The 21,289-nt window shown below is 64.5% G+C and carries 22 protein-coding genes and 1 tRNA gene; 13 read left to right on the top strand and 10 right to left on the bottom strand.

All coding sequences use genetic code 11. From position 1 onward, the window contains the following. Position 1: 1 nt before the first annotated feature. Both O3297_RS26955 and O3297_RS26950 read left to right on the top strand, forming a co-directional pair. The gene (locus O3297_RS26955) at positions 2 to 934 is read left to right on the top strand and encodes a glyoxylate/hydroxypyruvate reductase A (RefSeq protein WP_305050993.1); all 933 of its coding nucleotides are present in this window, start codon (positions 2 to 4) and stop codon (positions 932 to 934) included. A 1-nt stretch (position 935) separates the two neighbouring features. After that, positions 936 to 1,859: a hydroxymethylglutaryl-CoA lyase gene (locus tag O3297_RS26950; protein ID WP_305050991.1), complete on the top strand. Its 924-nt coding sequence runs from the start codon at positions 936 to 938 to the stop codon at positions 1,857 to 1,859. A 179-nt stretch (positions 1,860 to 2,038) separates the two neighbouring features. On the opposite strand, the gene O3297_RS26945 is transcribed toward O3297_RS26950, so the two are convergent. Next, positions 2,039 to 2,115: transfer RNA gene (locus O3297_RS26945), tRNA-Pro, on the bottom strand. Between the two features lie 178 nt (positions 2,116 to 2,293). On the opposite strand from O3297_RS26945, the gene O3297_RS26940 reads away from it, so the two are divergent. After that, a complete protein-coding gene (locus O3297_RS26940) occupies positions 2,294 to 2,923 on the top strand; it encodes a hypothetical protein (protein WP_305050990.1) in 630 nt (209 codons plus the stop codon). 41 nt (positions 2,924 to 2,964) lie between these two features. Here O3297_RS26940 and rsmI read toward each other — a convergent pair whose 3' ends face one another. Next, on the bottom strand, positions 2,965 to 3,873 hold the full coding sequence (gene rsmI / locus O3297_RS26935) for a 16S rRNA (cytidine(1402)-2'-O)-methyltransferase (RefSeq protein WP_034782777.1): 909 nt from the start codon (positions 3,871 to 3,873) through the stop codon (positions 2,965 to 2,967). 165 nt (positions 3,874 to 4,038) lie between these two features. Between rsmI and O3297_RS26930 the strand changes: the two genes are divergently transcribed. The 7 genes from O3297_RS26930 to O3297_RS26900 all read left to right on the top strand — a co-directional run bounded on the left by O3297_RS26930 (position 4,039) and on the right by O3297_RS26900 (position 8,944). Next, on the top strand, positions 4,039 to 5,244 hold the full coding sequence (locus O3297_RS26930) for a penicillin-binding protein activator (protein WP_305050989.1): 1,206 nt from the start codon (positions 4,039 to 4,041) through the stop codon (positions 5,242 to 5,244). Positions 5,245 to 5,253: 9 nt separating this feature from the next. After that, positions 5,254 to 5,613: a YraN family protein gene (locus O3297_RS26925; RefSeq protein WP_305050988.1), complete on the top strand. Its 360-nt coding sequence runs from the start codon at positions 5,254 to 5,256 to the stop codon at positions 5,611 to 5,613. Positions 5,614 to 5,670: 57 nt separating this feature from the next. Then, a complete protein-coding gene (locus tag O3297_RS26920; RefSeq protein WP_034752465.1) occupies positions 5,671 to 6,267 on the top strand; it encodes a phosphoheptose isomerase in 597 nt (198 codons plus the stop codon). Beyond that, the gene (locus O3297_RS26915) at positions 6,260 to 6,946 is read left to right on the top strand and encodes a BON domain-containing protein (protein WP_070257900.1); all 687 of its coding nucleotides are present in this window, start codon (positions 6,260 to 6,262) and stop codon (positions 6,944 to 6,946) included. The genes O3297_RS26920 and O3297_RS26915 overlap by 8 nt, the downstream gene beginning before the upstream one ends. An 83-nt stretch (positions 6,947 to 7,029) precedes the next feature. Then, positions 7,030 to 7,551: a peroxiredoxin gene (locus tag O3297_RS26910; RefSeq protein WP_305050987.1), complete on the top strand. Its 522-nt coding sequence runs from the start codon at positions 7,030 to 7,032 to the stop codon at positions 7,549 to 7,551. Between the two features lie 110 nt (positions 7,552 to 7,661). Further along, the gene (locus tag O3297_RS26905) at positions 7,662 to 8,252 is read left to right on the top strand and encodes a sigma-70 family RNA polymerase sigma factor (RefSeq protein ID WP_034782766.1); all 591 of its coding nucleotides are present in this window, start codon (positions 7,662 to 7,664) and stop codon (positions 8,250 to 8,252) included. Continuing rightward, on the top strand, positions 8,249 to 8,944 hold the full coding sequence (locus O3297_RS26900; RefSeq protein ID WP_034782764.1) for an anti-sigma factor domain-containing protein: 696 nt from the start codon (positions 8,249 to 8,251) through the stop codon (positions 8,942 to 8,944). The genes O3297_RS26905 and O3297_RS26900 overlap by 4 nt, the downstream gene beginning before the upstream one ends. A gap of 2 nt (positions 8,945 to 8,946) precedes the next feature. Here O3297_RS26900 and O3297_RS26895 read toward each other — a convergent pair whose 3' ends face one another. Next, entirely contained in the window at positions 8,947 to 9,369 is a 423-nt protein-coding gene (locus O3297_RS26895; RefSeq protein ID WP_034782761.1) for a PaaI family thioesterase, read from the bottom strand. An 84-nt stretch (positions 9,370 to 9,453) separates the two neighbouring features. Then, positions 9,454 to 10,611, bottom strand: a complete 1,158-nt coding sequence (locus O3297_RS26890) for a PepSY domain-containing protein (protein ID WP_305050984.1) — start codon at positions 10,609 to 10,611, stop codon at positions 9,454 to 9,456. A gap of 150 nt (positions 10,612 to 10,761) precedes the next feature. On the opposite strand from O3297_RS26890, the gene O3297_RS26885 reads away from it, so the two are divergent. Both O3297_RS26885 and O3297_RS26880 read left to right on the top strand, forming a co-directional pair. Then, positions 10,762 to 11,118: a hypothetical protein gene (locus O3297_RS26885; RefSeq protein ID WP_305050982.1), complete on the top strand. Its 357-nt coding sequence runs from the start codon at positions 10,762 to 10,764 to the stop codon at positions 11,116 to 11,118. A 91-nt stretch (positions 11,119 to 11,209) separates the two neighbouring features. Continuing rightward, positions 11,210 to 13,366 carry a TonB-dependent receptor gene (locus O3297_RS26880; RefSeq protein ID WP_305050980.1) on the top strand — a complete coding sequence of 719 codons (2,157 nt, stop codon included), beginning with the start codon at positions 11,210 to 11,212 and terminating at the stop codon, positions 13,364 to 13,366. A gap of 66 nt (positions 13,367 to 13,432) precedes the next feature. Here the strand turns inward: O3297_RS26880 and O3297_RS26875 are convergent, their stop codons facing one another. The 4 genes from O3297_RS26875 to O3297_RS26860 form a co-directional block, all read right to left on the bottom strand. Further along, positions 13,433 to 14,095: a uracil-DNA glycosylase gene (locus tag O3297_RS26875; RefSeq protein WP_305050978.1), complete on the bottom strand. Its 663-nt coding sequence runs from the start codon at positions 14,093 to 14,095 to the stop codon at positions 13,433 to 13,435. 142 nt (positions 14,096 to 14,237) lie between these two features. Next, complete coding sequence (lipA, locus tag O3297_RS26870; RefSeq protein ID WP_034782748.1) at positions 14,238 to 15,254, bottom strand: lipoyl synthase; 1,017 nt, start codon at positions 15,252 to 15,254, stop codon at positions 14,238 to 14,240. Between the two features lie 39 nt (positions 15,255 to 15,293). Next, positions 15,294 to 15,998, bottom strand: coding sequence for a lipoyl(octanoyl) transferase LipB (lipB, locus tag O3297_RS26865; protein ID WP_070257891.1), 705 nt, complete (start codon positions 15,996 to 15,998; stop codon positions 15,294 to 15,296). Positions 15,999 to 16,073: 75 nt separating this feature from the next. Next, entirely contained in the window at positions 16,074 to 17,546 is a 1,473-nt protein-coding gene (locus tag O3297_RS26860; RefSeq protein WP_305050976.1) for a PLP-dependent aminotransferase family protein, read from the bottom strand. A gap of 125 nt (positions 17,547 to 17,671) precedes the next feature. Between O3297_RS26860 and O3297_RS26855 the strand changes: the two genes are divergently transcribed. Next, positions 17,672 to 18,871 carry a multidrug effflux MFS transporter gene (locus tag O3297_RS26855; protein ID WP_099389663.1) on the top strand — a complete coding sequence of 400 codons (1,200 nt, stop codon included), beginning with the start codon at positions 17,672 to 17,674 and terminating at the stop codon, positions 18,869 to 18,871. Here the strand turns inward: O3297_RS26855 and O3297_RS26850 are convergent. Both O3297_RS26850 and O3297_RS26845 read right to left on the bottom strand, forming a co-directional pair. Beyond that, positions 18,864 to 19,160, bottom strand: a complete 297-nt coding sequence (locus tag O3297_RS26850; protein ID WP_034782741.1) for a DUF493 family protein — start codon at positions 19,158 to 19,160, stop codon at positions 18,864 to 18,866. The genes O3297_RS26855 and O3297_RS26850 overlap by 8 nt on opposite strands. Positions 19,161 to 19,481: 321 nt before the next feature. Then, the gene (locus O3297_RS26845; RefSeq protein ID WP_305050973.1) at positions 19,482 to 21,230 is read right to left on the bottom strand and encodes a DUF6600 domain-containing protein; all 1,749 of its coding nucleotides are present in this window, start codon (positions 21,228 to 21,230) and stop codon (positions 19,482 to 19,484) included. Between the last annotated feature and the right edge of the window lie 59 nt (positions 21,231 to 21,289).

The raw sequence follows: 21,289 nt of genomic DNA, 5'->3' as shown, positions 1-21,289 counted from the left end.
CATGCGCATCCTTTTACAACGTTCGGACGGCAAGGAAGCGGCGTGGATCAGCGACTTCCGCGACTTGCTGCCCGAGGCCGACATTATCTTCTGGCGCGAAGGCGAAACAGTGGCGCCGTGCGACTACGCCGTCGTGTGGCAGCCGCCCGCCGCCATGCTGCCCGAGCTGGCCCACGTGAAAGCCATCTTCAACACGGGTGCCGGCGTCGACGCGCTGTTGAAATTTGGCGAGGCGCTGCCCGCCCACGTGCCGCTGGTGCGCCTGGACGACGCGGGCATGGGCGTGCAGATGGCCGAATATGTGAGCCACGCCGTGCTGCGCCACTTCCGCCGTTTCGACGATTACGAGGCGCAGGGCCGCGCCGGTATCTGGCAACCGCTGCCCGCGTTCGACAAGGCGGATTTCCCCGTCGGCGTGCTGGGCATGGGCGTGCTGGGCACGCGCGTGCTGCAAGCGCTGGCGCAGTTCGAATTCCCCTTGCGCGGATGGAGCCGCAGCCGCAAACACGTCGATGGCGTGCAGTGCTATGCAGGAGAAGAGGGACTCGAAGCATTCCTGCGCGGCACGCGCGTGCTGGTGTGCATGCTGCCGCTCACGCCGGACACGCACAATCTGCTCGACCGCGCGCGCCTGTCGATGCTGCTGCCGGGCGCCTATGTCATCAACGTGGCGCGCGGCGCGCATATCGCCGAACCGGATCTGCTGACCCTGATCCGCTCCGGGCACATCGCCGGAGCGACGCTGGACGTGTTCCGCAACGAACCGCTGCCGCAGCAGCACCCGTTCTGGCAAGAACCACGCATCACCATCACGCCGCATATTTCGGCCGCCACCCTGCGCCGCGAAAGCGTGGCGCAGATCGCCGCCAAGATGCGCCGCCTGCACGCCGGTGACTCTGTCGCCGGCATCGTCAACCGTTTGCAAGGATATTGAAATGCATGCTCAAGCTAGTTTGCCGAAACAGGTCAAGATCGTCGAAGTGGGTCCGCGCGACGGCCTGCAAAACGAGAAGGAAACCATCAGCGCCGCCGTCAAGATCGAACTGGTCGACCGCCTGACCCTGGCCGGCTTCGCCAATATCGAGGCGGCATCGTTCGTCTCGCCGAAATGGGTGCCGCAGATGGCCACCAGCGCGGAAGTGATGGAAAAGATCGCGCGCCGCGCCGGCACGATCTATTCCGCGCTGACGCCGAACCTGCAGGGTTTTGAGGCGGCGCTGGCGGCAAAGGCCGATGAAGTGGTGATCTTCGGTTCAGCCTCCGAGGCGTTCTCGCAAAAGAACATCAACTGCTCGATCGCCGAATCGATCGCCCGCTTCGAAGGCGTGGCGAAGGCGGCCAAGGAACACGGCCTGCGCCTGCGCGGCAGCATCAGCTGCGCCTTCGGCTGCCCCTACCAGGGAGAAGTGCCGCTCGACGCCGTGGCCGACGTGGTGGGGCGCATGCGCGACCTCGGTTGCGACGAGATCGACATCGCCGACACCATCGGCGTGGCCACGCCGCGCAAGACGCAAGCGGTGATGCAGCGCGCCATCGCAGCCTTCCACGTGGGCGGCCTGTCCGGCCACTTCCACGACACCTATGGACAGGCGCTGGCGAATATCTATGCCAGCCTGGAAACGGGTATCGCGATCTATCACTCGTCCGTGTCCGGCCTGGGCGGCTGCCCCTACGCCAAGGGCGCCACCGGCAATGTGGCCACCGAAGACGTGCTGTACATGATGCAGGGGCTGGGCATTGCCACCGGCATCGACCTGGACCTGGTGGTCGATGCGGGGCAGTTCATCTCGCAGCAGCTGGGGCGCAAGGGTTCCAGCCGCGCGGGCAATGCCATCGCGGCGAAACGCCTCGCTGCGTAGGTCGGATTAGCGTGGCAACGCCACGCGTAATCCGACGTCACCGAGGCCATGGCCAACACTGCTGTCGGGTTACGCGCTTGGCGCTAACCCGACCTACGCCAACTTATTCCGTCCTGCCTGAACCGTACAGACGAAAAAAAACCCAAGAGCCGAAACTCTTGGGTTTTTTTCTACAAATTTGGTCGGAGTACAAGGATTCGAACCTTGGACCCCCTGGTCCCAAACCAGGTGCGCTACCGGGCTGCGCCACACTCCGAAGACCAAGATAATACAGGCCGTATCGACTTCGGTCAAGGGTCAGGTGAAACTCTATGTAAATTATTTACGGGCGGCACTGGAACCCATGTATTTTTCAAAACGATTGAAGTATGCGACACTGGCTTGGCAAGTTTTCCCGATCAGACATGAAGGCGACGACGGCAATGGAGTTCAGGATGGAAAGAAGCGACGGCGGCCGGCCCATGCCGAACCGCCGCGGCATCGTGCTGGGCATAGCCGTGTCCTTGCTGCTGCATGGCGCCTTGCTCTATCTGTGGCGCCATGTGCAGCCGCCTGTCCAGCAGGACACGGCACCGCGCGTGGAATCAATCGCCGTGTGGATACGTCCGCTGGCCGCCAAGGCGCCTCCGCCGCCTGTCGAAGTCGTCAAGCCGAAACGCGAACCCAAGCCCATCAGCAAGCCGAAACTCGCCACTGCCCGGGAAACGCCGGCGGCGGCCACGGCGCCGGCGTCCAGCCCGCAAGCCATCACTGTCGTGCCGGCATCACCAGCCACGCCGGCGGCCAGTACCGATACCTTCAGGCAAGAAACCCCGGAAACGCCGAAATTCGATATGGAAGCGGCCAGAAGAACGGCGCGCAAGATGGCCGGCGAGCGCGATCCATCCAAGGTGGGCACGGCTGTGGGGCAAATCCCCGACAAGCCGCTGCAAACGGAAACCCAGCTGGCGCGCGACATCGCGCAAGGCAAGCGCGGCGATTGCCGCACCGCCTATTCAGGCGCAGGCTTGCTGGCGCCCGTGCTGATGTTGCTCGACAAAAAGGATAGCGGCTGCAAATGGTAACAATTTAACAAAAAACCCGTTTTGGGTGGGCCGTCATCCGCTTATTCCTGCCCCTTCAACTGCAACGCCCGCTCATACAGGGCGTTTTTCTTGCGGCCCGTGATCTGCGCCGTCAGATTGGCTGCCTGCTTGACGCTGCATTCGGCCAATAAAATGTTCAGGATGCGTTCCGCTTCCACGTCTTCCGCGTCCTGCGCTTCCGTGGCGCCTTCCAGCAGGACGACGAACTCTCCCTTTTCGCGGTGCGCATCGGCGCGTATCCACGCCTCCGCCTCGGACAGGGGGCAGCGGTGGATTTCCTCGAACAGTTTCGTCAGTTCGCGCGCGAACACCACCTGGCGCGTCGGCTCGAACGCTTCCACCAGGGCCGTGGCGCAATCGAGGATGCGGTGCGGCGCCTCGTAAAACACCATCGTTGCCGTCACGCCACGCAGGCTGTGGAGCATGTTTTCGCGCTGCTTGGCCTTGGCCGGCAGGAAGCCGACAAAGTAAAACTGGTCATTCAACAAGCCGCTGGCGGAAATGGCGGTAATCGCCGCCGAAGGGCCGGGCAGGGGCAGCACGCGCAGGCCGGCCGCGCGCACGGCGTCGACGATGCGCGCGCCGGGGTCGGAAACGGCCGGCGTGCCCGCGTCGGAAACGAGGGCGATGCGCTCGCCGGCGTGCAGGCGGGCAATCAGGGTCTGCGCCACTTCGCGCTCGTTATGTTGATGCGCCGCAATTAACGGCTTGTTCAGGCCAAAGCGCGTCAGCAGGTGCGCCGTGTTGCGCGTATCTTCACAGGCGACGGCGTCGGCAAGGCTCAGCAGATGCAGCGCGCGCAGGCTGATATCGGTCACATTGCCGATCGGCGTGGCCACTATATACAATGTTGCGATAGGATAGACCTGGTGCGCCGCCTCTGTCATGATGGGCAGGCTGGCGATGGAACTGATTTCTTGTACGGTCATTTTGGAGGTTAAATGCTTGCTAATAGTGTGAAGTTACTGCTTGTTTGTGCCGCGACCGGCATGCTGAGCGCTTGCAGCACGCCTTGCGACGCGCCCGGGCAATTGTGCGCGCCTATTGAATCTAACACAAGGGCGCTGCCGCCACCGAAGCCGCTGCCACCGCCCGTGCCGCCCAAGCCGCCCGTACCCGAACCGGTGACGTTTGCCGTGGCCGTGCCCGATATCACCGCGTACGACGGCAATGGCGCCCCGCTGGCGCCCATCAATACCAAGCCGGCGACCGGCACGCCGCAAGACATGCCGGCCGCCACGGCACCGGCACCGTCCGACGGCAAGGCCCACCACATCGGCCTGCTGCTGCCGCTGCGCTCGGCTTCCCTGGGTCCGGCCGCCGAACTGCTGCGCGCCGGTTTCATGGCCGCATACGAGCGCGACCGCAGCGGCTTTGAAGTGACGGTGATCGACACGGGCGACGGCAGCAGCGACGTCCTGAACAAGTTTGCGCAAGCACAGGAGGAACAGGACATCGTCGTGGGACCTTTGTCGCGCTCGGCCGTCACGGCCGTGGCGAACAGCGACCTGGTGCGTAAACCAACGATCGCCCTGAACCACCCGGACAATCGCGGCGAGGCGCGCCTGCCGGCCAAACTGCTGGTGATGGGCCTGTCGATCGAGGCGGAAGCGCGCCAGGTCGCCGCCTGGGCCGCCAGCGAACAGCCTGGTGCCAGCGCGCTGGTCCTGTCGGCCGGATCGCCCTCGCAGCGCCGCATCAGCGCCGCCTTCAAGCAGGAATGGCTGCGCCAGGGCGGCAAGATCGAGACGATGGACTTGACGGCCACAAATGGCTACCTGAGCGATGCCGAACTGGTGCAACTGCGCGCGCGCCTGGCCGCCACGCCGCCGGGACTGCTGTTTGCCGCGCTCGACGCCGACCAGGCGCGCCAGCTGCGCGTGGCCATCGGCGGCGACTTGCCCCTGTATGGCACCTCATCCTTGAACCCCGGCGCCGGGCGCGGCGCCAGCGGCCCCGAGCTCGATGGCGCGCGCCTGCTGGATCTGCCGTGGCAAGTGCAGCGCGACCATCCACAAGTGATGGTCTATCCACAGCCGCCGCAACCGGCCGACACCCGCCTGACGGCCGACATGGAGCGCCTGTATGCGCTGGGCATCGATGCCTTCCGCGTGGCGCGCGAAGTGGCGCTGCGCCCGAACGCGCCATTTACCCTTGATGGCGTGACGGGCCGCCTGGCCGTGCGCTTCGAGGGTGATCAAAGCGTGTTCGAACGCACGGAACAGGCCGCCACCTACCAGCAGGGCGTGCTGGGCACCTGGCCGCCGGCAGCGCCTGTCGCCGTGCCGCCGGCCCAATAAGGACACGCCATGCCTCCCCTGCCGTTCCAGAATAAACAGGCACGGGGACGGCAAGGAGAAGACGATGCGCTCGCGTATCTGCTGCTGCAAGGCTTGGTGCTGCTACAACGTAACTATCTGTGCAAGGGCGGCGAGCTGGACCTGATCATGCGCGATGGCGCATCGGTCGTCTTCGTCGAAGTGCGGCTACGCAGCAGTGCATCCTTCGGCGGCGCCCTGGCCAGCATTACACCGGCCAAGCAGCGGCGCATGGTGGTGGCCGCGCAAACCTGGCTGCTGGGGCAAAAGGCGCTGCCGCCGTGCCGCTTCGACGCGCTGGCCATCGATGGCGGGCGCATCAGCTGGCTGAAGAACATCCTCGATATGTAAGCATTTTTAACAGTGCTTGTCCGCCATGCCGCGCGCCTGCACTATAATCGGCAGACTATGAATAATCAACGCATCCTCTCGCACTTCCACGAAAGTGCCGAACTCAAGATCCAGGCCGCTACCGTACTGGCGCAACCCATTGCGCAGGCGATCGACCTGATGTTTTATGCATTGTCCAACGGCAACAAGATCCTCGCCTGCGGCAACGGCGGTTCCGCCGCCGACTGCCAGCATTTCGCGGCCGAGCTGGTCGGGCGCTTCGAACGCGAGCGCTTTCCGCTGCCGGCCCTGGCGCTGACGACGGATACGTCGATCCTGACGGCCGTGGCGAACGACTACAGCTACCGCGAGATTTTCTCGAAGCAGGTGCAGGCCTTCGGCCAGGCCGGCGACATCCTGCTGGCCATCTCCACGTCGGGCAATTCCGCCAACGTGATGGCCGCCGTGGAAGCGGCGCTCGAGCGCGAAATGCGCGTCGTGGCGCTGACGGGCAAGGACGGCGGCGCCATCGGCAAGATGCTGACGGACGCCGACGTGCATATCTGCGTGCCGGCCGAGCGCACGGCGCGCATCCAGGAAGTCCATCTGACCACCATACATTGCATCTGCGACGGCATCGATGTCGCCCTATTCGGAGGAGACGTGAATGACTAAATTCGGTACTGGCCCAGGCTGGAAACGCGTACAACGCCCGCTGGCCACCGCACTGCTGTGCGGCGCCATGCTCACCTCGCTCACCGGCTGCATCGAACTGATGGTCGGCGGCGCGGTGATGGGCGGCGTTGCCGCAGCGGACCGCCGCACCCTGGGCGCGCAGACCGAAGACAAGTCGATCGCCCTCAAAGGCGAGTCGCGCATCCCCTCCATCGTGGGCGACGTGGGCCACGTGAATGTCACCAGCTTCAACCGCCGCGTCCTGCTGACGGGCGAGGTGCGCGATGAAGCGATGAAAAATGCCGTCGAGCGCGAAGTGCGCAATATCGAGGGCGTGGAATCGGTGGCCAATGAACTGATCATCGCCGGTCCGGCCAGCTACACCTCGCGCTCGAACGACGCGCTGATCACCACCAAGGTCAAGGCCAGCCTGGTCGACATGAAAACCATTTCGGCGGCCTCGTTCAAGGTCGTCACCGAGAACGCCACCGTCTTCCTGATGGGCAGAGTCACCCAGCGCGAAGGCACGGTCGCGGCCGACGTGGCGCGCGGCGTGGGCGGCGTGCAGAAAGTGGTCAAGCTGTTCGACTACATCTCGGAAGCGGAACTGAAGCAATTGCAACCCGATCCGGCGCCAGCACGCACGACGAGCAGCGCCAGCGACACGGTACAGCAATAAGCGGCATCCCCCATCCGGCCTACGGCGCCAGACTGATGATGCGTCTATAATGGACGCATCGTAGCGCTACTCTATTGAAAACCATGTCAACTTCGCCATCCACAAGCAAGTCCTGGATCAAGCCAGCCCTGATCGCCGTCTTCGTGGCGGGCGTGGCGGCGGCAGCCTACCTGTCGCTGAATGACAAGCAAAGCGCGCCGGACGTGACCTTCCACGGCATCCATGGCGAGAAAATCACCTCGGCCAGCCTGCGCGGCAAGGTGGTGATGGTCAATTTCTGGGCTACCTCGTGCACCACCTGCGTGGCGGAAATGCCAGACATGGTCGATACCTACAACAAGTACAAGGGGCAGGGACTGGAATTCGTGGCCGTGGCCATGAAATACGATCCGGCCAACTACGTGCTGAACTTCGCCGAAACGCGCCAGCTGCCGTTCAAGGTGGCGCTCGACGTGACGGGCGAGGCAGCCAAGGCCTACGGCGACGTGGCCCTGACGCCCACCACCTTCGTGCTCGACAAGCAGGGCAAGATCCTCAAGCGCTATGTAGGCAAGCCGGAATTCGCGGAACTGCACAAGCTGCTGGAAACCGCCATCGCCGGTTGATCCAACGCAAAAATACCCGCTCTACACCGCACAAAACTCTGTTGCCAAGTGTTGCCAAACTGTTATAACCTTCCCACGTGTGATTTCCACTCACCTCGTGAAGGCCAGCCGTGTCCCCAGCCGCCCAATCGCTCGACCCGCAGCAACTGAAAACCTGGCTGCTCGCCGCCGGTAACAAGGACGCCACCGCGTTCCGCCAGCTCTATCACTCCACCTCATCGAAACTGTTTGGCTTTGCGCTGCGTATATTGCATAAGCAAGAGCTCGCTGAAGAAGCCTTGCAAGAGGGGTTCGTCGCCATCTGGAACAATGCCGCCACTTACCAGAGCCATCTGGCGGCGCCGATGACCTGGATGGCCACCATCGTGCGCAACAAGGCGTTCGATGTGCTGCGGCGCAGCGACGATACCGTGGAAATCGATGCCGAACAATTTGATAGCGAAGTCATGAATGCACTCCGGGATCCCCAGGCCACGCCGATCGAGTCGCTGCAACTGAGCGGTGATGCCAAGGCGCTGGCGTTTTGCATGTCGGCCCTGGAAGGGCTGCACCGGCAGGTGGTCGCCCTGGCCTTCTATCACGACCTGTCGCATAGCGAAGTGGCGCAGCAGATGTCGCTGCCGATCGGCACCGTGAAGACCTGGATACGCCGCAGCCTGGAACGGCTGCGCACGTGCCTGGCGAAACGGGAGGCATCATGAATATCCGCGGCAATGACGTGCTGCGCCAGAAACTGGCGTCCGAATACGTGCTGGGCACCCTGAAAGGGGGCGCGCGGCGGCGTTTCGAAGGCTGGCTGCACAACGACGCCGACTTGCGCAATATCACGGCCGAATGGCGCCAGCGCCTGGAACCGATGGCGGAATTTGCCACGCCCGTGGCGCCGCCCAAACGCGTGTGGCAGCAGATCGAGCAGCGCCTGCACCTGGCGCCGCAAGGCGGCTGGTCGTTGTGGCGCGATTCGCTGTCGTTCTGGCGTTCGCTGGGCATGGCGTCGAGCGCCATCGCCGCGCTGCTGGTCATCGTCGTGGCCACGCGCGTGATGGACGCGCCGCAGATCAGCTATGTCGCCAGCCTGACGGACGAGAAAGCGCAAACGGCCCTGCTGCTGACGGCCGACAGCCGCCACGGCGCCCTCGAGGTGCGCATGGTGGGCAATGCGCCCGTGCCTGCTGATCGCGATCTGGAACTGTGGGCCGTGCCGAAGAGCGGCAACCCGCGCTCCTTGGGTTTATTGGCCGACAAGGGCAGCGTGAAACTGGCATTGTCCCAGCGCGCCCTCGGCAGCGACGTGGCGCTGCTGGCCGTTACCCTGGAGCCGAAAGGCGGTTCGCCGGATCCGAACGGACCGACGGGACCAATCTTGTACAAGGGTAACTGGGTGAAAATTTAGTCTTACTTAGGATACAGAATCATCTGCGTGCAGCGGAACAGGGCAATCGTCTTGCCCGTTTCCTTGCTTTTCACCACGGCATCCCACACCTGCGTATTGCGGCCCTTGTGCTCGACCTTGGCGGTGCAGGTGAGCGTGCCTTCGCGGGCTGTGCCCAGGTGGTTCGATTTCAGTTCGATGGTCGTGAAATTGCTGGCGCCCTCGGGCAGGTTGACGATGCAGCCATAGCCGGAAGCCGTGTCGGCCAGGGTCACCACGCTGCCCGCGTGCAGATAGCCATTTGGCGCCAGCAAATGCGGCAGCACGGGCAATTCCGCCGTCAGCTGGCCGTCGCCCACTTCCGTGATGACGATGCCCAGGTGGCCGGGCAGGCGGCCGGTGCCGCGTTCATTCAACATTGCTACGGTAATCTCGGGATTGCTCATGCTGGTCCTTGTGCGGGTGAATCCGGGATCCGCCGGAAAATACTATGATGATAGCAACTTTCCCCGCAGCGGTCTGGCGGCCGCTTATTTCCGGCCGCGCCGCCGTTTCCACCACACCAGCGTCCCCGTCAGCATGAACAGCAGCGGCATCAGGCCGAAGACGGTAATGAAGGCGCGTCCGGCCGCGCCGAACGCCTGGCCCGAATGCAGGGGAAATTGCCAGCCCAGGAAGACGTCGCCGGCAGGCGCCCGCAAGGGATCGCGTATGCGCAGGGGCAAGCCGCTGCGCGCATCCAGGGTAATGCGCGTGGCGCCGTCGCCGTGGGCGATTTCACCGGGCTGGCGCACGCGCACGTCATACGGCTGGTCCTTTTTCGCCGGCAGCACGATGCGCGACACCCGCGCCTGTGGATACAGCTTCTGCGCGGCGGCCATGGCCTGGCCCGCATCGAGCACGGCGCCGTCCTGCTGCACATTCTTCAGTTTGGCCGTGTCCGGCACCGTCGACACGAGCGCCACCAGCGGCACGATCAATTGCGGCAAATTGAAATAGATGCCGGAAATGGCGAGCATGGCTAGCACGGGCGCGGCAAAGAAACCGGCCGCCTTGTGGAACGTATAGTTGAAGCGCGGCCAGGAGCCGCCATGCGACACCGTCAAGGCGCGCTTGATCGCCAGCCACTGCAGGCGCGGCCACCACAGATAGATGCCGCTCAAGGCCATCAGCAGCAGCATCACGCCCGAGATGCCCGTAATGGTCTTGCCCACCTCGCCCGACAGCAGATAGCGGTGCAGATGAAACATGCCCGACATCAGCAACGGGCGCGTGAGGCCGAAACGCCCCCAGTCGCGCTCGCCTTTGACTTGCAAGGTGTAGGGATCGACCATCACCTGGCGCACGATGGCCTGGCTGAACGGCGATGGCGTGCCGGCCTGGCGGTATGAGGCCACGTACACGTCGCGCGCATCGGCCGGTGGATTGAGCTGGCTCGGCTTGCCGTAGGCTGGGTCGGCCGTGAGCCCGTCCACCACGGCTTGCAGCGTGCGCGGCGTGACCTGGAACACCTGGCCAGGCGCGGGCGTGCTCGCCTGCAACAGTGTGGGATTGAGCCAGGCGTCGAGCTCCGGCATCCAGGCGATGGCGGAGCCCGTCAAGCCCAGCAGGACGAACAGGGCGCCAAACCACAGTCCCGCATACAGATGCAGCTTGGCAAACAACCACTTGATCGAACGTTGCGACATGGAAACTTTGGGAAATTTGGGCTGCGAAACGATAGCATGAAAGGCCCGGAGTGAAAATCATTATCAGCTGGCATTCTGTCCTGCCCGCGCCGCGCAAATGAATTGCAACAAGCGCTGACAGCGGGGCGATTTTCTTGCTACTATGCGCCCATGTCTTCCCGCCAGCCCACCCGCACGCCTTACGGCGAGCCTGCCCATCACGGTGCCGCCGCCCTCGCGCGCACGCCGTGGCGGCTGTGCGTGGCGCTGTTCAGCGCGCTGGCCCTCGTGTTCCTGCTGTCGACGGCCGCCTCGCACCTGCACAAGACGACCCTCGACGCGGAAGAGTGCGCGCTGTGCGCCACCGTCATCGACAAGGTGGCCGATCTCGCCGTGCCGCCGGCCATCGTCGAGCCGCCCGCCCAATTACTGCCGTACCGCCTGCTGGCCCTGGCTCCCGCCACCCTGGCACCCATCACCGCCCTCATCCTGCCGCCCGTGCGCGGCCCGCCTGCCGCCTCGTTGTAGTTCCCACGCTGTTTTTCCCTTTTCAGGCTGCCCCTTGCCGCGCTTCCATGCGCGCCGGGCCGCCTGGCGTTGACTATTTTTGAGGTTTACCATGCAACACACTCCACGTCTGAGCGCGCTGTCGCTCGCCCTTGCCAGCCTGTTCAGCTTTTCCGCCCACGCCGCCGAGCCTGCCGAAGCCAGTGCCGATACCGCACCGCAAGACATGCAAAAGGTGGAAGTCACTTCCGCCCATTTGAAAAGCGCCCGCATCGAGCTGTCGCCGAAAGTCGGCACCACCATCTACAGCATCGACAGCCACATGGTCGACATGCTGGGCCAGGGCGACAACACGCCATTCAATGAAGTACTGCTGCGCCTGCCGGGCGTATCGCAGGATTCGAAGGGTTCCGGCGCCCTGCACGTGCGCGACGACCATGCCAACGTGCAATACCGCATCAATGGCGTGCAGTTACCGGAAAGTATCAGCGGCTTCGGCCAATCGATCGATACGCGCCTGATCGACAAGACGGATTTCATGACGGGCGCCTTGCCAGCCCAGTTCGGCCTGCGCACGGCGGGCATTGTCGATATTGAAACGAAGGAGGGCGGCATGACACCTGGCGGGCGCATCGGCATCATGGTCGGCAGCCACGACCATGTGGAGCCGAGTGCCGAATTTTTTGGCAGCGTGGGCAAGTTCAATTACTACCTGTCCGGCAGCTACCTGGGCAATTCCCTGGGCGTGGAAAACCCGCAAGACACGCGCAGCGCCCTGCACGACAAGACGCGCCAGAACAAATCGTTCGGCAGCCTGTCGTATTTCCTCGACGACAATACGCGCCTGGGCGCCATGTTCGGCACCTACAACGGCCGCTTCCAGATACCGAACAATCCGGATCAGGCGCCGGGCTTCTCGCTGGCTGGCCACAGCGATGCGCAGGCGGGTACGTCCAGTATCCCTTCGTCGCAGCTGAATGAAAACCAGCGCGAAGTGAACCGCTTCCTCGTGCTGTCGCTGCAAAAGAGCCTGGGCGACATCAATTACCAGGTTTCCGCCTTCCACCAGTATTCGGAACTGCACTTCACGCCGGATGCCATCGGCGACCTGATCTACAACGGCGTGGCGTCGGACTCGCGCCGCGCGAACAGCGCCTCGGGCGCCCAGTTCGACATCAGCTACAAATTGCACCAGGACCACACCGTGCGCGCGGGCCTGGCCTACACGCGCCAGAAGACGACGAGTGACAACACAGTGGCCGTCTTCCCCGCGATGGATGGTGCGCAAACGTCCACCACACCCATCACGGTACTGGACAACAGCGGCAAGACGGGCACCCTGGCCAGTTTTTACCTGCAGGATGAATGGCATATCAACAAACCCCTGACCCTGAACTATGGCGCCCGCTTCGACAAGGTCTCGGCCTACACGAGCGAGCAGCAATGGAGCCCGCGCGTCAACCTGGCGTATCAACTGGCGCCGGGCACGGCCCTGCACGCCGGCTATTCGCGCTACTTCACGCCGCCGCCGCAGGAACTGGCCGCGCAAGGCAGCATCGACCTGTATGCGAACACGACGAATGCGCCGGAAATCGGCCAGTCGGACAACGTCAAGGCCGAGCGCACGCACTACTACGACGTCGGCATCAGCCACCAGGTGAATGCGAAACTGACCGTGACGGCCGATGTGTACTATAAAAAAATCAACAATCTGCTGGACGAAGGCCAGTTCGGCCAGGCGCTGATCCTGACGCCATTCAACTATGCCGACGGCTACGCCAAGGGCCTGGAATTGTCGGCCATTTACAGCGAGAAAAACTGGGGCCTGTTCCTCAACGCCAGCACGCAAAAGGCGCAGGGCCGCAACATCAATTCGGGCCAGGCCCTGTTTGGCGCCGATGAGTTGAACTACATCAGCAAGAACTATGTCTACCTCGATCATGACCAGAAATACACGCTGTCGGGCGGCGGCCATTATCACTTTGGCGATTCGCAAGTGAGCGCTGACTTCCTTTACGGCAGCGGCCTGCGCATGACGCCGGACGGCGGCGCGCCCAATTCCGGCCATTTGCCGAGTTACTTCACCGTCAACACGGCGCTTACGCACACGTGGAAAAATACGCCCGTCGGCAAGGTCGAGGGACGTCTGGCCCTGATCAACCTGTTCGACAAGTCCTACCTGCTGCGCGACGGTTCCGGCGTGGGCGTGGGGGCGCCGCAGTACGGTGCCCGCCGCAGTTTCTATGCCGGCTTGTCGACAAGTTTCTAACCGTTACGCGCGAAGACAGCGGCAGGGAGCAACGCCTGCCGCTGTCGGTTGCCGTCAGAGTAGCCCTTATCCCCAGACGATGGCCGCCTGGCCATGCGCTTGCAGGTAAGCATTCGCCAGGCTGAATGGCTTGCTGCCAAAGAAACCTTTGCTTGCCGACAAGGGAGACGGATGGGGCGCCGCCAGCACCAGGTGCTTGCCGGGGTCGATCAGGCTGCGCTTGGCTTGCGCGTAGCCGCCCCACAGGATGAAAACCAGGTGCTCGCGCTCGGCGGACAGGTGGCGGATCGCGCTGTCCGTCAATTTCTCCCACCCCTTGGCCGCGTGCGAACCGGCCGTGCCCGCGCGCACCGTCAGCACACTGTTGAGCAAAAATACCCCTTGCTCGGCCCAGTCGGACAAATCCGTACGCGTGCGCACCACGCCTGCGTCGCTATGTAATTCCTTGAAGATATTCTGCAGGCTCGGCTGCGGCGGCTTGCCTTCGGGAATGGAAAAACACAGGCCCATGGCCGCGCCGGGCGTGTGATACGGGTCTTGTCCCAGGATCACCACCTTGACTTGCTCGAATGGCGTCAGGTCGAACGCCCGGAAGATGGTTTTCCCCGGCGGACAACACGGCCCTGCCGCATACTCTTCCTTCACGAAGGCGGCCAGGCGTTCCCAGTAAGGCTGGGCAAACTCGCCTTCCAGCCGCGCCTTCCACGATGCGTCGATGCGTACGTCCATGCCTCACCTCATCACTTATCCGTCAATCATGCTTTTTCAGCATGCCAGTATAGGACGCCCGGCCGGATGAGGCACATACGATTCGAACAGGCAAAAAAAAGCCGCCAGCGCGAGCGGGCGGCTTTGATACAGCACAAGGTGCTTAGAAATTCAGCGCCGATTCCACGCCGGCGCTGTGTGCCTGTTCATCCGCGTGGTACGAGCTGCGCACCATGGCGCCCACGGCAGCGTGGGTGAAGCCCATCTTGTACGCTTCTTCCTCGAACATTTTAAAGACGTCCGGATGCACGTAGCGGCGCACGGGCAAGTGGCTGTTCGATGGCGCCAGGTACTGGCCGATGGTCAGCATGTCGATGTCGTGCTCGCGCATGTCGCGCATGACTTGCAGGATTTCCTCGTCCGTCTCACCCAGGCCCACCATGATGCCGGACTTGGTTTTCACGTCCGGGTACATGGCCTTGAAATCTTTCAGCAGCTTCAGCGAGTGCATGTAGTCGGAGCCGGGACGGGCTTCCTTGTACAGGCGCGGCGCCGTTTCCAGGTTGTGGTTCATGACGTCAGGCAAGCCATCCTTGAACAGGTTCAGGGCTTTTTCCAGGCGGCCGCGGAAGTCGGGCACCAGCACCTCGATGCGGGTGTTCGGCGACAGGGCACGCGTTTGCTGGATGCACTCGACGAAATGGCCGGCGCCGCCGTCGCGCAAGTCATCGCGGTCGACGGAGGTGATGACGACGTAGTTCAGACGCAGCTTGGCGATGGTTTTCGACAGGTTGGCCGGCTCTTCCTTGTCCAGCGGGTCCGGGCGGCCATGGCCGACGTCGCAGAACGGGCAGCGGCGCGTGCACTTGTCGCCCATGATCATGAAGGTGGCCGTGCCCTTGCCGAAACATTCGCCGATGTTCGGGCAGCTGGCTTCCTCGCACACCGTCACGAGTTTGTTTTCGCGCAGGATGTCCTTGATTTCATAGAAGCGCGTCGATGCCGAGGCGGCCTTGACGCGGATCCAGTCCGGCTTTTTCAGGCGCTCGACTTGCTCGATCGGAATGATCTTGATCGGGATGCGCGAAGTCTTGCTGGCGCCTTTTTGCTTTTCGCTCGGGTTGTACGCGGGAGCGGCAGTAGCGGCGGGGGCGGTGCTGGAAATGGTCTCAGAAGTCATGGCTGCAAGCCCTTGAGGGGCAAAGTTTGGTTTGTTTGCTCAGGCATCCGCTGCCTGAGGCGCGCCTGCGGCGCTGTTTGCTTCGCTTACATCGAGTAATACGGTCAATTCATGGGCCAGGGCCCGCTGCACCTCGGCCAGCGGCACCACGACACCCATGCTGCGCATGTCCACCGTCTTCAGGCCGGAATAGCCGCACGGGTTAATCCAGGAAAACGGCGCCAGGTCCATCGCCACGTTGAGCGATACGCCATGGTAGGTGCAGCCGTTGCCGCGCACTTTCAACCCCAGCGCGGCGATCTTCGCACCCTTGTCTGGTCCGCCGGCAAGATAGATGCCAGGCGCGCCATCGATGCGCTCGCCAGCGAGATTATACGCCGCCAGCACGTTGATGATGGCTTGCTCGATTTTATGCACGAACTGGCGCGCATACAGCTTGCCGCCCGGCTTGTTGCGGCGCAAGTCCATCAGCAGGTAAATCACCACCTGGCCGGGACCGTGGAACGTGACTTCGCCGCCACGGTCCGTCTGCACCACGGGGATCGCGTCAGCTCCCGCCAGCAAATGGCCGCGGTCGGCAGCCAGGCCCAGGGTGAACACGGGCGGATGCTCGACGATCCACAATTCGTCGCGCGTCTCCGTCGTGCGCGCGTCGGTGAAGGCGCGCATGGCGGCAAAGGTCGGCTCGTAATCGACGCGGCCCAGCTCGCGGATCAGCGCCGTTTCGGTTCGGGTGGTGGTCATGACAGATTCTGTAATCAGCTGCCGGCGCCCTGCGGACGCTGCGGCGAAGCCGTGATTATAAGCCAGGCAGCCGTTTCATTCCGGGACGGACTCTGGCAACAGCAGCAATCTGCCCAATTTTTGTGCAGCATGGCGTATCTGGGCCGCATTCAGGGCCGTGTAGCCGAGCAGCACGGCCGGCGCCAGCTTGGCGCTATGGCAAAAATCGCCGAGCGGCTGCAGAGCCAGCCCCTCTTGCGCCGCGCGCGCGCAAAATGCCCGCTCGTCGCTGCCTGGCGGCAGCCACAGCACGCAATGAAAGCCCGCCTGCTGGCCGGAAATGGCGTAGCGGCCGGGGGCCGTCTGCTCGAGGCACGCCAGCAGCAGGTCGCGCCGCTCCTTGTAGGCCAGCCGCGCCTGGCGCAAATGGCGCACGAAAGCGCCGTCTTCCATCCAGGCGGACAGCGCCAGCTGCTCCGTCACGCCCACGGACCTGCCCGTCAACTGCAGGGTGCGCAGCAACTGCGGGCGCAAGGCGGGCGGCAGCACCATGAAGCCCACGCGCAGGCCGGCAAACAGGGTCTTGTTGAAACTGCCACAGTAAATCACGCGCTGGTACTGGTCCAGCGCCTTCAAGGCTGCCAGCGGCGCGCTCTGGTAATTGAATTCGCTGTCGTAATCGTCTTCCACCACCCAGGCGCCGCTGTCGTTCGCCCATTCCAGCAAGGCCAGGCGGCGCGTGACGGACATGGTCACGCCCAGCGGCGACTGGTGCGCCGGCGTCACATACGCGAGGCTGGCGTCCGCATGCGCGGCCAGGGCGGCGCAATCGATGCCTTCGGCGTCGACGGCAATGTCCACCGGCATGGCACCAGCCAGGGCGAACAGGGCGCGCGCGGCCGGGTAGCCGGGCTCTTCCAGGCAAACCTTGTCGCCATCGCGCACGATGCTGCGCGCCAGCAAGTCGATCGCGTGGCGGATGCCGGTCGTGACAACGATGTCCTGCGGGTCGCAGCGGATGCCGCGGTACTTGGCGAGAAAATCGGCGATCTGCTGGCGCAGCTGGGGCAGGCCGGCCGGATCGGCGCTGCACAGCTGTTCCGGCGTGGCGGCGGCCAGGGCCCGCGTGGCGCACTTGGACCAGGCGGCCATGGGAAACAGGCTGGCGTCGGCGCGCCGCGCCACGAAGGGCAAGCCGTCGCGCACACCCGTATCGGACACAGGTATCGGCGCGGAAAATGTCCCGGCCGGGGTGGTATCCGCAAATCCTGCCATCAAGAAGCGTTCCGGCACGACGGCGCACACGCGCGTGCCGGAACCGGGCACGCGCGTCACGTACGCTTCTGCATGCAGGCGGTCGAACACGGTTTCGATGGTGCCGCGCGACAACTCCCACCGTTCCGCCAGGGTGCGGCTGGACGGTAAACGGCTGCCCGCCGGCAGCATCTTCGTCAGGATGGCCGAGCGCAGCGCTTCATACGCGCCATCCTGCTTGTTGACGCCCGCCTTGTCGAGCCAGCTGGTGGGACGAGGCAAGTCCAGGGCGTGCGGTGATTTTCCTCGCGGCATGATAATCGTCCAAGTGGTCCAATGAGTTTTCTGATGACTGGCACTTCGCATTACACCACAAACATTCTACTCTCACCGTTCCGGTGCGCCAGCGGGGCGCACGCTTGCATGGATCGTGTAAAACAATGCAGAAACAAATCGCTTTATGGGCCTGGGGCGGCATCGTGCTGCTGCTGGTCTGCCTGTCGCGCATCAGCATCGACATTTATCTGCCTTCGCTGCCGGCCATGGCCGATGCCCTGCACGCCAGCGATGCACAGTTGCAACTGACCCTGAGCCTGTTCATGGCCGGCTCGGCCGTCTCGATGCTCGCTTGCGGGCCGCTGGCCGACCGTTACGGGCGCCGCCCCGTGCTGCTGGCCGGCACTTTCATTTATGTGCTCGCCAGCATCGTCTGCACCGTGACCACCGACGTCCACGTGCTGATCGCCGCGCGCGTGCTGCAGGCGTTCGGCGGCTGCAGCGGCACCATCATCGGCCGGGTGATGGTGCGCGACCGTTTTGATCCCGCCACGCAGGCGCGCATGCTGGGGAGAATATCGATGGTGATGGGCTTGTCGCCGATCCTGGCGCCGCTGGCCGGCAGCCTGCTCGACGCGGCGTTCGGCTGGCGCGCCGTGTTTGGCGTGCTGTGCCTGCTGGGAGCGCTGTCGCTGGGACTGATCGCCGCGTATGTGCCGGAAACCAGGCCGGCCAGCGTCGTCCCCCAGGGAAATACCCTGGCCCTGTACCGGCGCCTGCTGGGCGACGCGTATTTCCTGCGCTATGCGCTGGCCATCGGCTGCGTGTATTGCACGTATTTCCCGTTCATCGCGGAATCGTCCGTGCTGTTGCAAAGGGGCATGCATCTGTCGCCGCGCGCGTATGCGCTGGTGTTCGCGCTGACGGTCAGCGGCTATGTGGCGGGATCGAGCCTGTTTCGCGCACTGGGACCGCGCCTGGGCGCCGACCATATGCTGGGCGTGGCGGTGCTGATCAATGTGGCGGGCGCGGCCAGCCTGTTGCTGGCGGGTAGTCTGGCGCCGCAGCACGTGGCGTCGCTGGTGGCGCCGATGCTGCTGGTGATGGTGTCGGTGGGCATGGCCATCCCGGCCTGCCAGCTGGCCGTGCTGCAGCCGTATGGCGATCAGGCGGGCAGCGCCTCGGGCCTGTTCTTCTTCGTGCAGATGCTCATCACGGCCGCCTGCGGCGCCGTCATCGCCGCCATCACGGACGGCAGCGAAAAGCCGCTGCTGTGGGTAACGGCGGCGGCCAGCGCGGCCTTTGCCCTCGTGTGGCGGCTGACGAAACGCCAGCCCGCCAGGGCAACAGCATGTCTTACATGACGATCTTGACCATCGGGTGGCCCGACAGCGCCATGTACAGGGCGTCGAGCTGCTCGCGGCTGACGGCGCGCACGGTGACGGTCAGGCCCGTGTAATTGCCCTTGCCCGATGGGCGCTCTTCCATGCGGCCCGCGTGGAAGGTCGGATCGTGGCTGATGACCAGTTCCAGCATGGTCGGCGCGAAGTCGACATGCGTCGGGCCCATGATCTTGATGGGAAAGTCGCTCGGGTATTCGATCAGCGATTCGCTGGGAGGAATCGTCACTTCGGTGGGTGGGGTGGTTTGCATGGGAAATCCAATCAGTGCCGGTCAGAACAGACGGCGCAGCGCATAGCGCGCGGCGGCTGCATAAAAACGTATTGTAGCCAACTTTGAGGGCGGCTGCGCCCGTTGCGATGACACACACGGCACGGCAAAAAAAAAGCCAGCTGGGTAAGCTGGCGAAAAACTATTTCGTTTGGACAAAATAGCCGGAAAATCGGTGCTGTCACTTGGAGGATAAGCAGTGGTCGTACTGTAGACAAACCACGGCGGCTTTACCTCCGGTATGTGACGAACTGCGCATTTTGCGGCTTGAACGTCGATACGGCGCGACAGACGGCACGGCCGTCAGCGCTCCACTTCCTGCATCCGGCCATTGCGGCCGGGACCGCCGCGCTCATGGTTGCGCTCACGCGGCGGCATCGGGCGCTCGGCACTGCGCGCCTCCTGTGGCGCACGCGCGGCAGGCGCAGGCGCAGGCATGGCTGGCGGCGGCGCCGTTTGCAGCACTTCGCGGCGGGGGCCACGTTCCGCGCGGTCCGGGCGCGGCGCATCAAATTGGCGTTCCATGACGGGGCGCGGCAGTGGCCGTTCGGCACGGGGCCGCTGCTCGCCACGCCAGCCGGGGTGTGCCACCGGGTCTTGCACGGGTGGCAAGGCCGGCATCGCCGGCATCACGGGCTGGGGCGGCACCGGCGGCTGTTGCGGCTGTGCCGGCACGGGCGGGCGGTTCGGCTGCACGGGACGGGGCGCCATGTGCGTCTGGCCATCGTCCGTCTGCAAGCGGCCAGGGCGGTTGCCCCAGTCGCGCCGGAACTCCCTGTCGCCGCGCGGCGCATCGGAAGGACGCTGCCAGTTGCCCGCCGGCGCAGGCGCCGTGCTCAACGGCAAGCTTTGCATGACGGGCGGCGGCATGGTGGTGCGGTTACGGCGCGGCACGTCGACCGTGCGCGAGCCGCCAAAACGCTCGCCCGGCAACATCGTCATGCCTGCACGGCGTTCGCGTTCGCCAGCCACAGGGCGGCGCCCTTCGGCGACGCGGTTGATGCGGCGTTCATACTCGGCGCTGGCGCGGTAGCCGGGCACGTAGCGCTCGTGCGGCGACAGGGGGAACCAGCCGACGCCAGGGCGCTGGCCATGCTGCGAACCGCGATCAGGCCTGCCGCCGACCCAGCCCACCAGGGCCGGCGCCCAGGGCACGCGGCCGCGCTCGCGCCCCGGTGCCCAGCCCCAGCGGTGGCCCAGCAGCACCCAGCGGCCGTAGTGTGAGGGCGCATAGCCCCACGGCGCATTGTCGACCCAGGTCCAGCCCCACGGCGCGATCCACGTCCAGCGCCCGTCGCTGTACGGCGCCCAGCCGGCCGGCACCGTGCTCGGCAGCCACAAGGGGCCGTATTCCGCGTCGTCCTGCCAGGCGCCGTAGCGGTCCAGCTCTTCATAGCCGGTGGTATCGTCCGTGACATAGCGCAAGGCCGGCGCGGCGGCGGGCAAGGCTTCGGGCCAGTTGTCGAAGGCGATCCTCTGCAAGGCGCCCGTGAGCAATTCCTCGTCCGTCAGCTCGGCGCGCTTGCCGGCGCGCAAGGTCACGCTGCCCGTCGCCCCATCCACGTCGGCCGCACCGTCGAGCACGCTGACGATGCTGGTGCCGGGCTGGCGCCCCGCCTCGATGCGCACCCAGCCGGGCTGGGTCAGGATCACGCGGGCCTGGCCGGTGGTCAGCTCGAAGCCGCGCAGCGCGTCGGGATTGCGCACGCGCACGCTGACCGTGCCATAGCTGAGATGCAATTTGAAACTGTCGTCATCGAGCTCGCTCACTTCCAGCTCGGAATCGCCATCGAGGCGCACGGCGGCCGCGCCCACGCGCAACTCCGCCAGCGCGCCGCGCTGGGTGGTCAAACGGTTATCCGTGGTGACGGGCCAGTTCAGCAGGGCGTTTTGCGCCTCGCCATCGCCGGCGCGCACCAGCACCTGCCCTTCGACGGTGGAAATGCGCCCCACGCGGGCGGGCGGGTCCTGCGCCAGGGCCAGGGAGCACGCCGACGACAGCAGCACGGCGCACACGGTGTTCAAGAAGGGGGAAGACAGGATCGGACGCATGGCGCGCTCCAGACAGGACGGACAGAGATGAAAGGTAGACAACACCCCGATTACAGTCC

The organism is Janthinobacterium sp. SUN128, assembly GCF_030587275.1.
Taxonomy (GTDB): domain Bacteria; phylum Pseudomonadota; class Gammaproteobacteria; order Burkholderiales; family Burkholderiaceae_D; genus Janthinobacterium; species Janthinobacterium lividum.
The sequence above is the reverse complement of the archived record's forward strand: the minus strand, read 5'-3'. Positions and strand labels throughout refer to the sequence as shown.

Bases quoted from the DNA above. Each gene is read 5' to 3' on its own strand.
- lipA (WP_034782748.1), bottom strand. From the start codon at position 15,254: ATGACTTCTGAGACCATTTCCAGCACCGCCCCCGCCGCTACTGCCGCT.
- O3297_RS26950 (WP_305050991.1), top strand. From the start codon at position 936: ATGCATGCTCAAGCTAGTTTGCCGAAACAGGTCAAGATCGTCGAAGTG.
- O3297_RS26940 (WP_305050990.1), top strand. From the start codon at position 2,294: ATGGAAAGAAGCGACGGCGGCCGGCCCATGCCGAACCGCCGCGGCATC.
- O3297_RS26955 (WP_305050993.1), top strand. From the start codon at position 2: ATGCGCATCCTTTTACAACGTTCGGACGGCAAGGAAGCGGCGTGGATC.
- O3297_RS26850 (WP_034782741.1), bottom strand. From the start codon at position 19,160: ATGCAAACCACCCCACCCACCGAAGTGACGATTCCTCCCAGCGAATCG.
- O3297_RS26920 (WP_034752465.1), top strand. From the start codon at position 5,671: ATGAATAATCAACGCATCCTCTCGCACTTCCACGAAAGTGCCGAACTC.
- O3297_RS26910 (WP_305050987.1), top strand. From the start codon at position 7,030: ATGTCAACTTCGCCATCCACAAGCAAGTCCTGGATCAAGCCAGCCCTG.
- O3297_RS26925 (WP_305050988.1), top strand. From the start codon at position 5,254: ATGCCTCCCCTGCCGTTCCAGAATAAACAGGCACGGGGACGGCAAGGA.
- rsmI (WP_034782777.1), bottom strand. From the start codon at position 3,873: ATGACCGTACAAGAAATCAGTTCCATCGCCAGCCTGCCCATCATGACA.
- O3297_RS26915 (WP_070257900.1), top strand. From the start codon at position 6,260: ATGACTAAATTCGGTACTGGCCCAGGCTGGAAACGCGTACAACGCCCG.
- O3297_RS26860 (WP_305050976.1), bottom strand. From the start codon at position 17,546: ATGCCGCGAGGAAAATCACCGCACGCCCTGGACTTGCCTCGTCCCACC.
- O3297_RS26900 (WP_034782764.1), top strand. From the start codon at position 8,249: ATGAATATCCGCGGCAATGACGTGCTGCGCCAGAAACTGGCGTCCGAA.
- O3297_RS26875 (WP_305050978.1), bottom strand. From the start codon at position 14,095: ATGGACGTACGCATCGACGCATCGTGGAAGGCGCGGCTGGAAGGCGAG.
- O3297_RS26895 (WP_034782761.1), bottom strand. From the start codon at position 9,369: ATGAGCAATCCCGAGATTACCGTAGCAATGTTGAATGAACGCGGCACC.
- O3297_RS26845 (WP_305050973.1), bottom strand. From the start codon at position 21,230: ATGCGTCCGATCCTGTCTTCCCCCTTCTTGAACACCGTGTGCGCCGTG.
- O3297_RS26855 (WP_099389663.1), top strand. From the start codon at position 17,672: ATGCAGAAACAAATCGCTTTATGGGCCTGGGGCGGCATCGTGCTGCTG.
- O3297_RS26885 (WP_305050982.1), top strand. From the start codon at position 10,762: ATGTCTTCCCGCCAGCCCACCCGCACGCCTTACGGCGAGCCTGCCCAT.
- O3297_RS26890 (WP_305050984.1), bottom strand. From the start codon at position 10,611: ATGTCGCAACGTTCGATCAAGTGGTTGTTTGCCAAGCTGCATCTGTAT.
- lipB (WP_070257891.1), bottom strand. From the start codon at position 15,998: ATGACCACCACCCGAACCGAAACGGCGCTGATCCGCGAGCTGGGCCGC.
- O3297_RS26880 (WP_305050980.1), top strand. From the start codon at position 11,210: ATGCAACACACTCCACGTCTGAGCGCGCTGTCGCTCGCCCTTGCCAGC.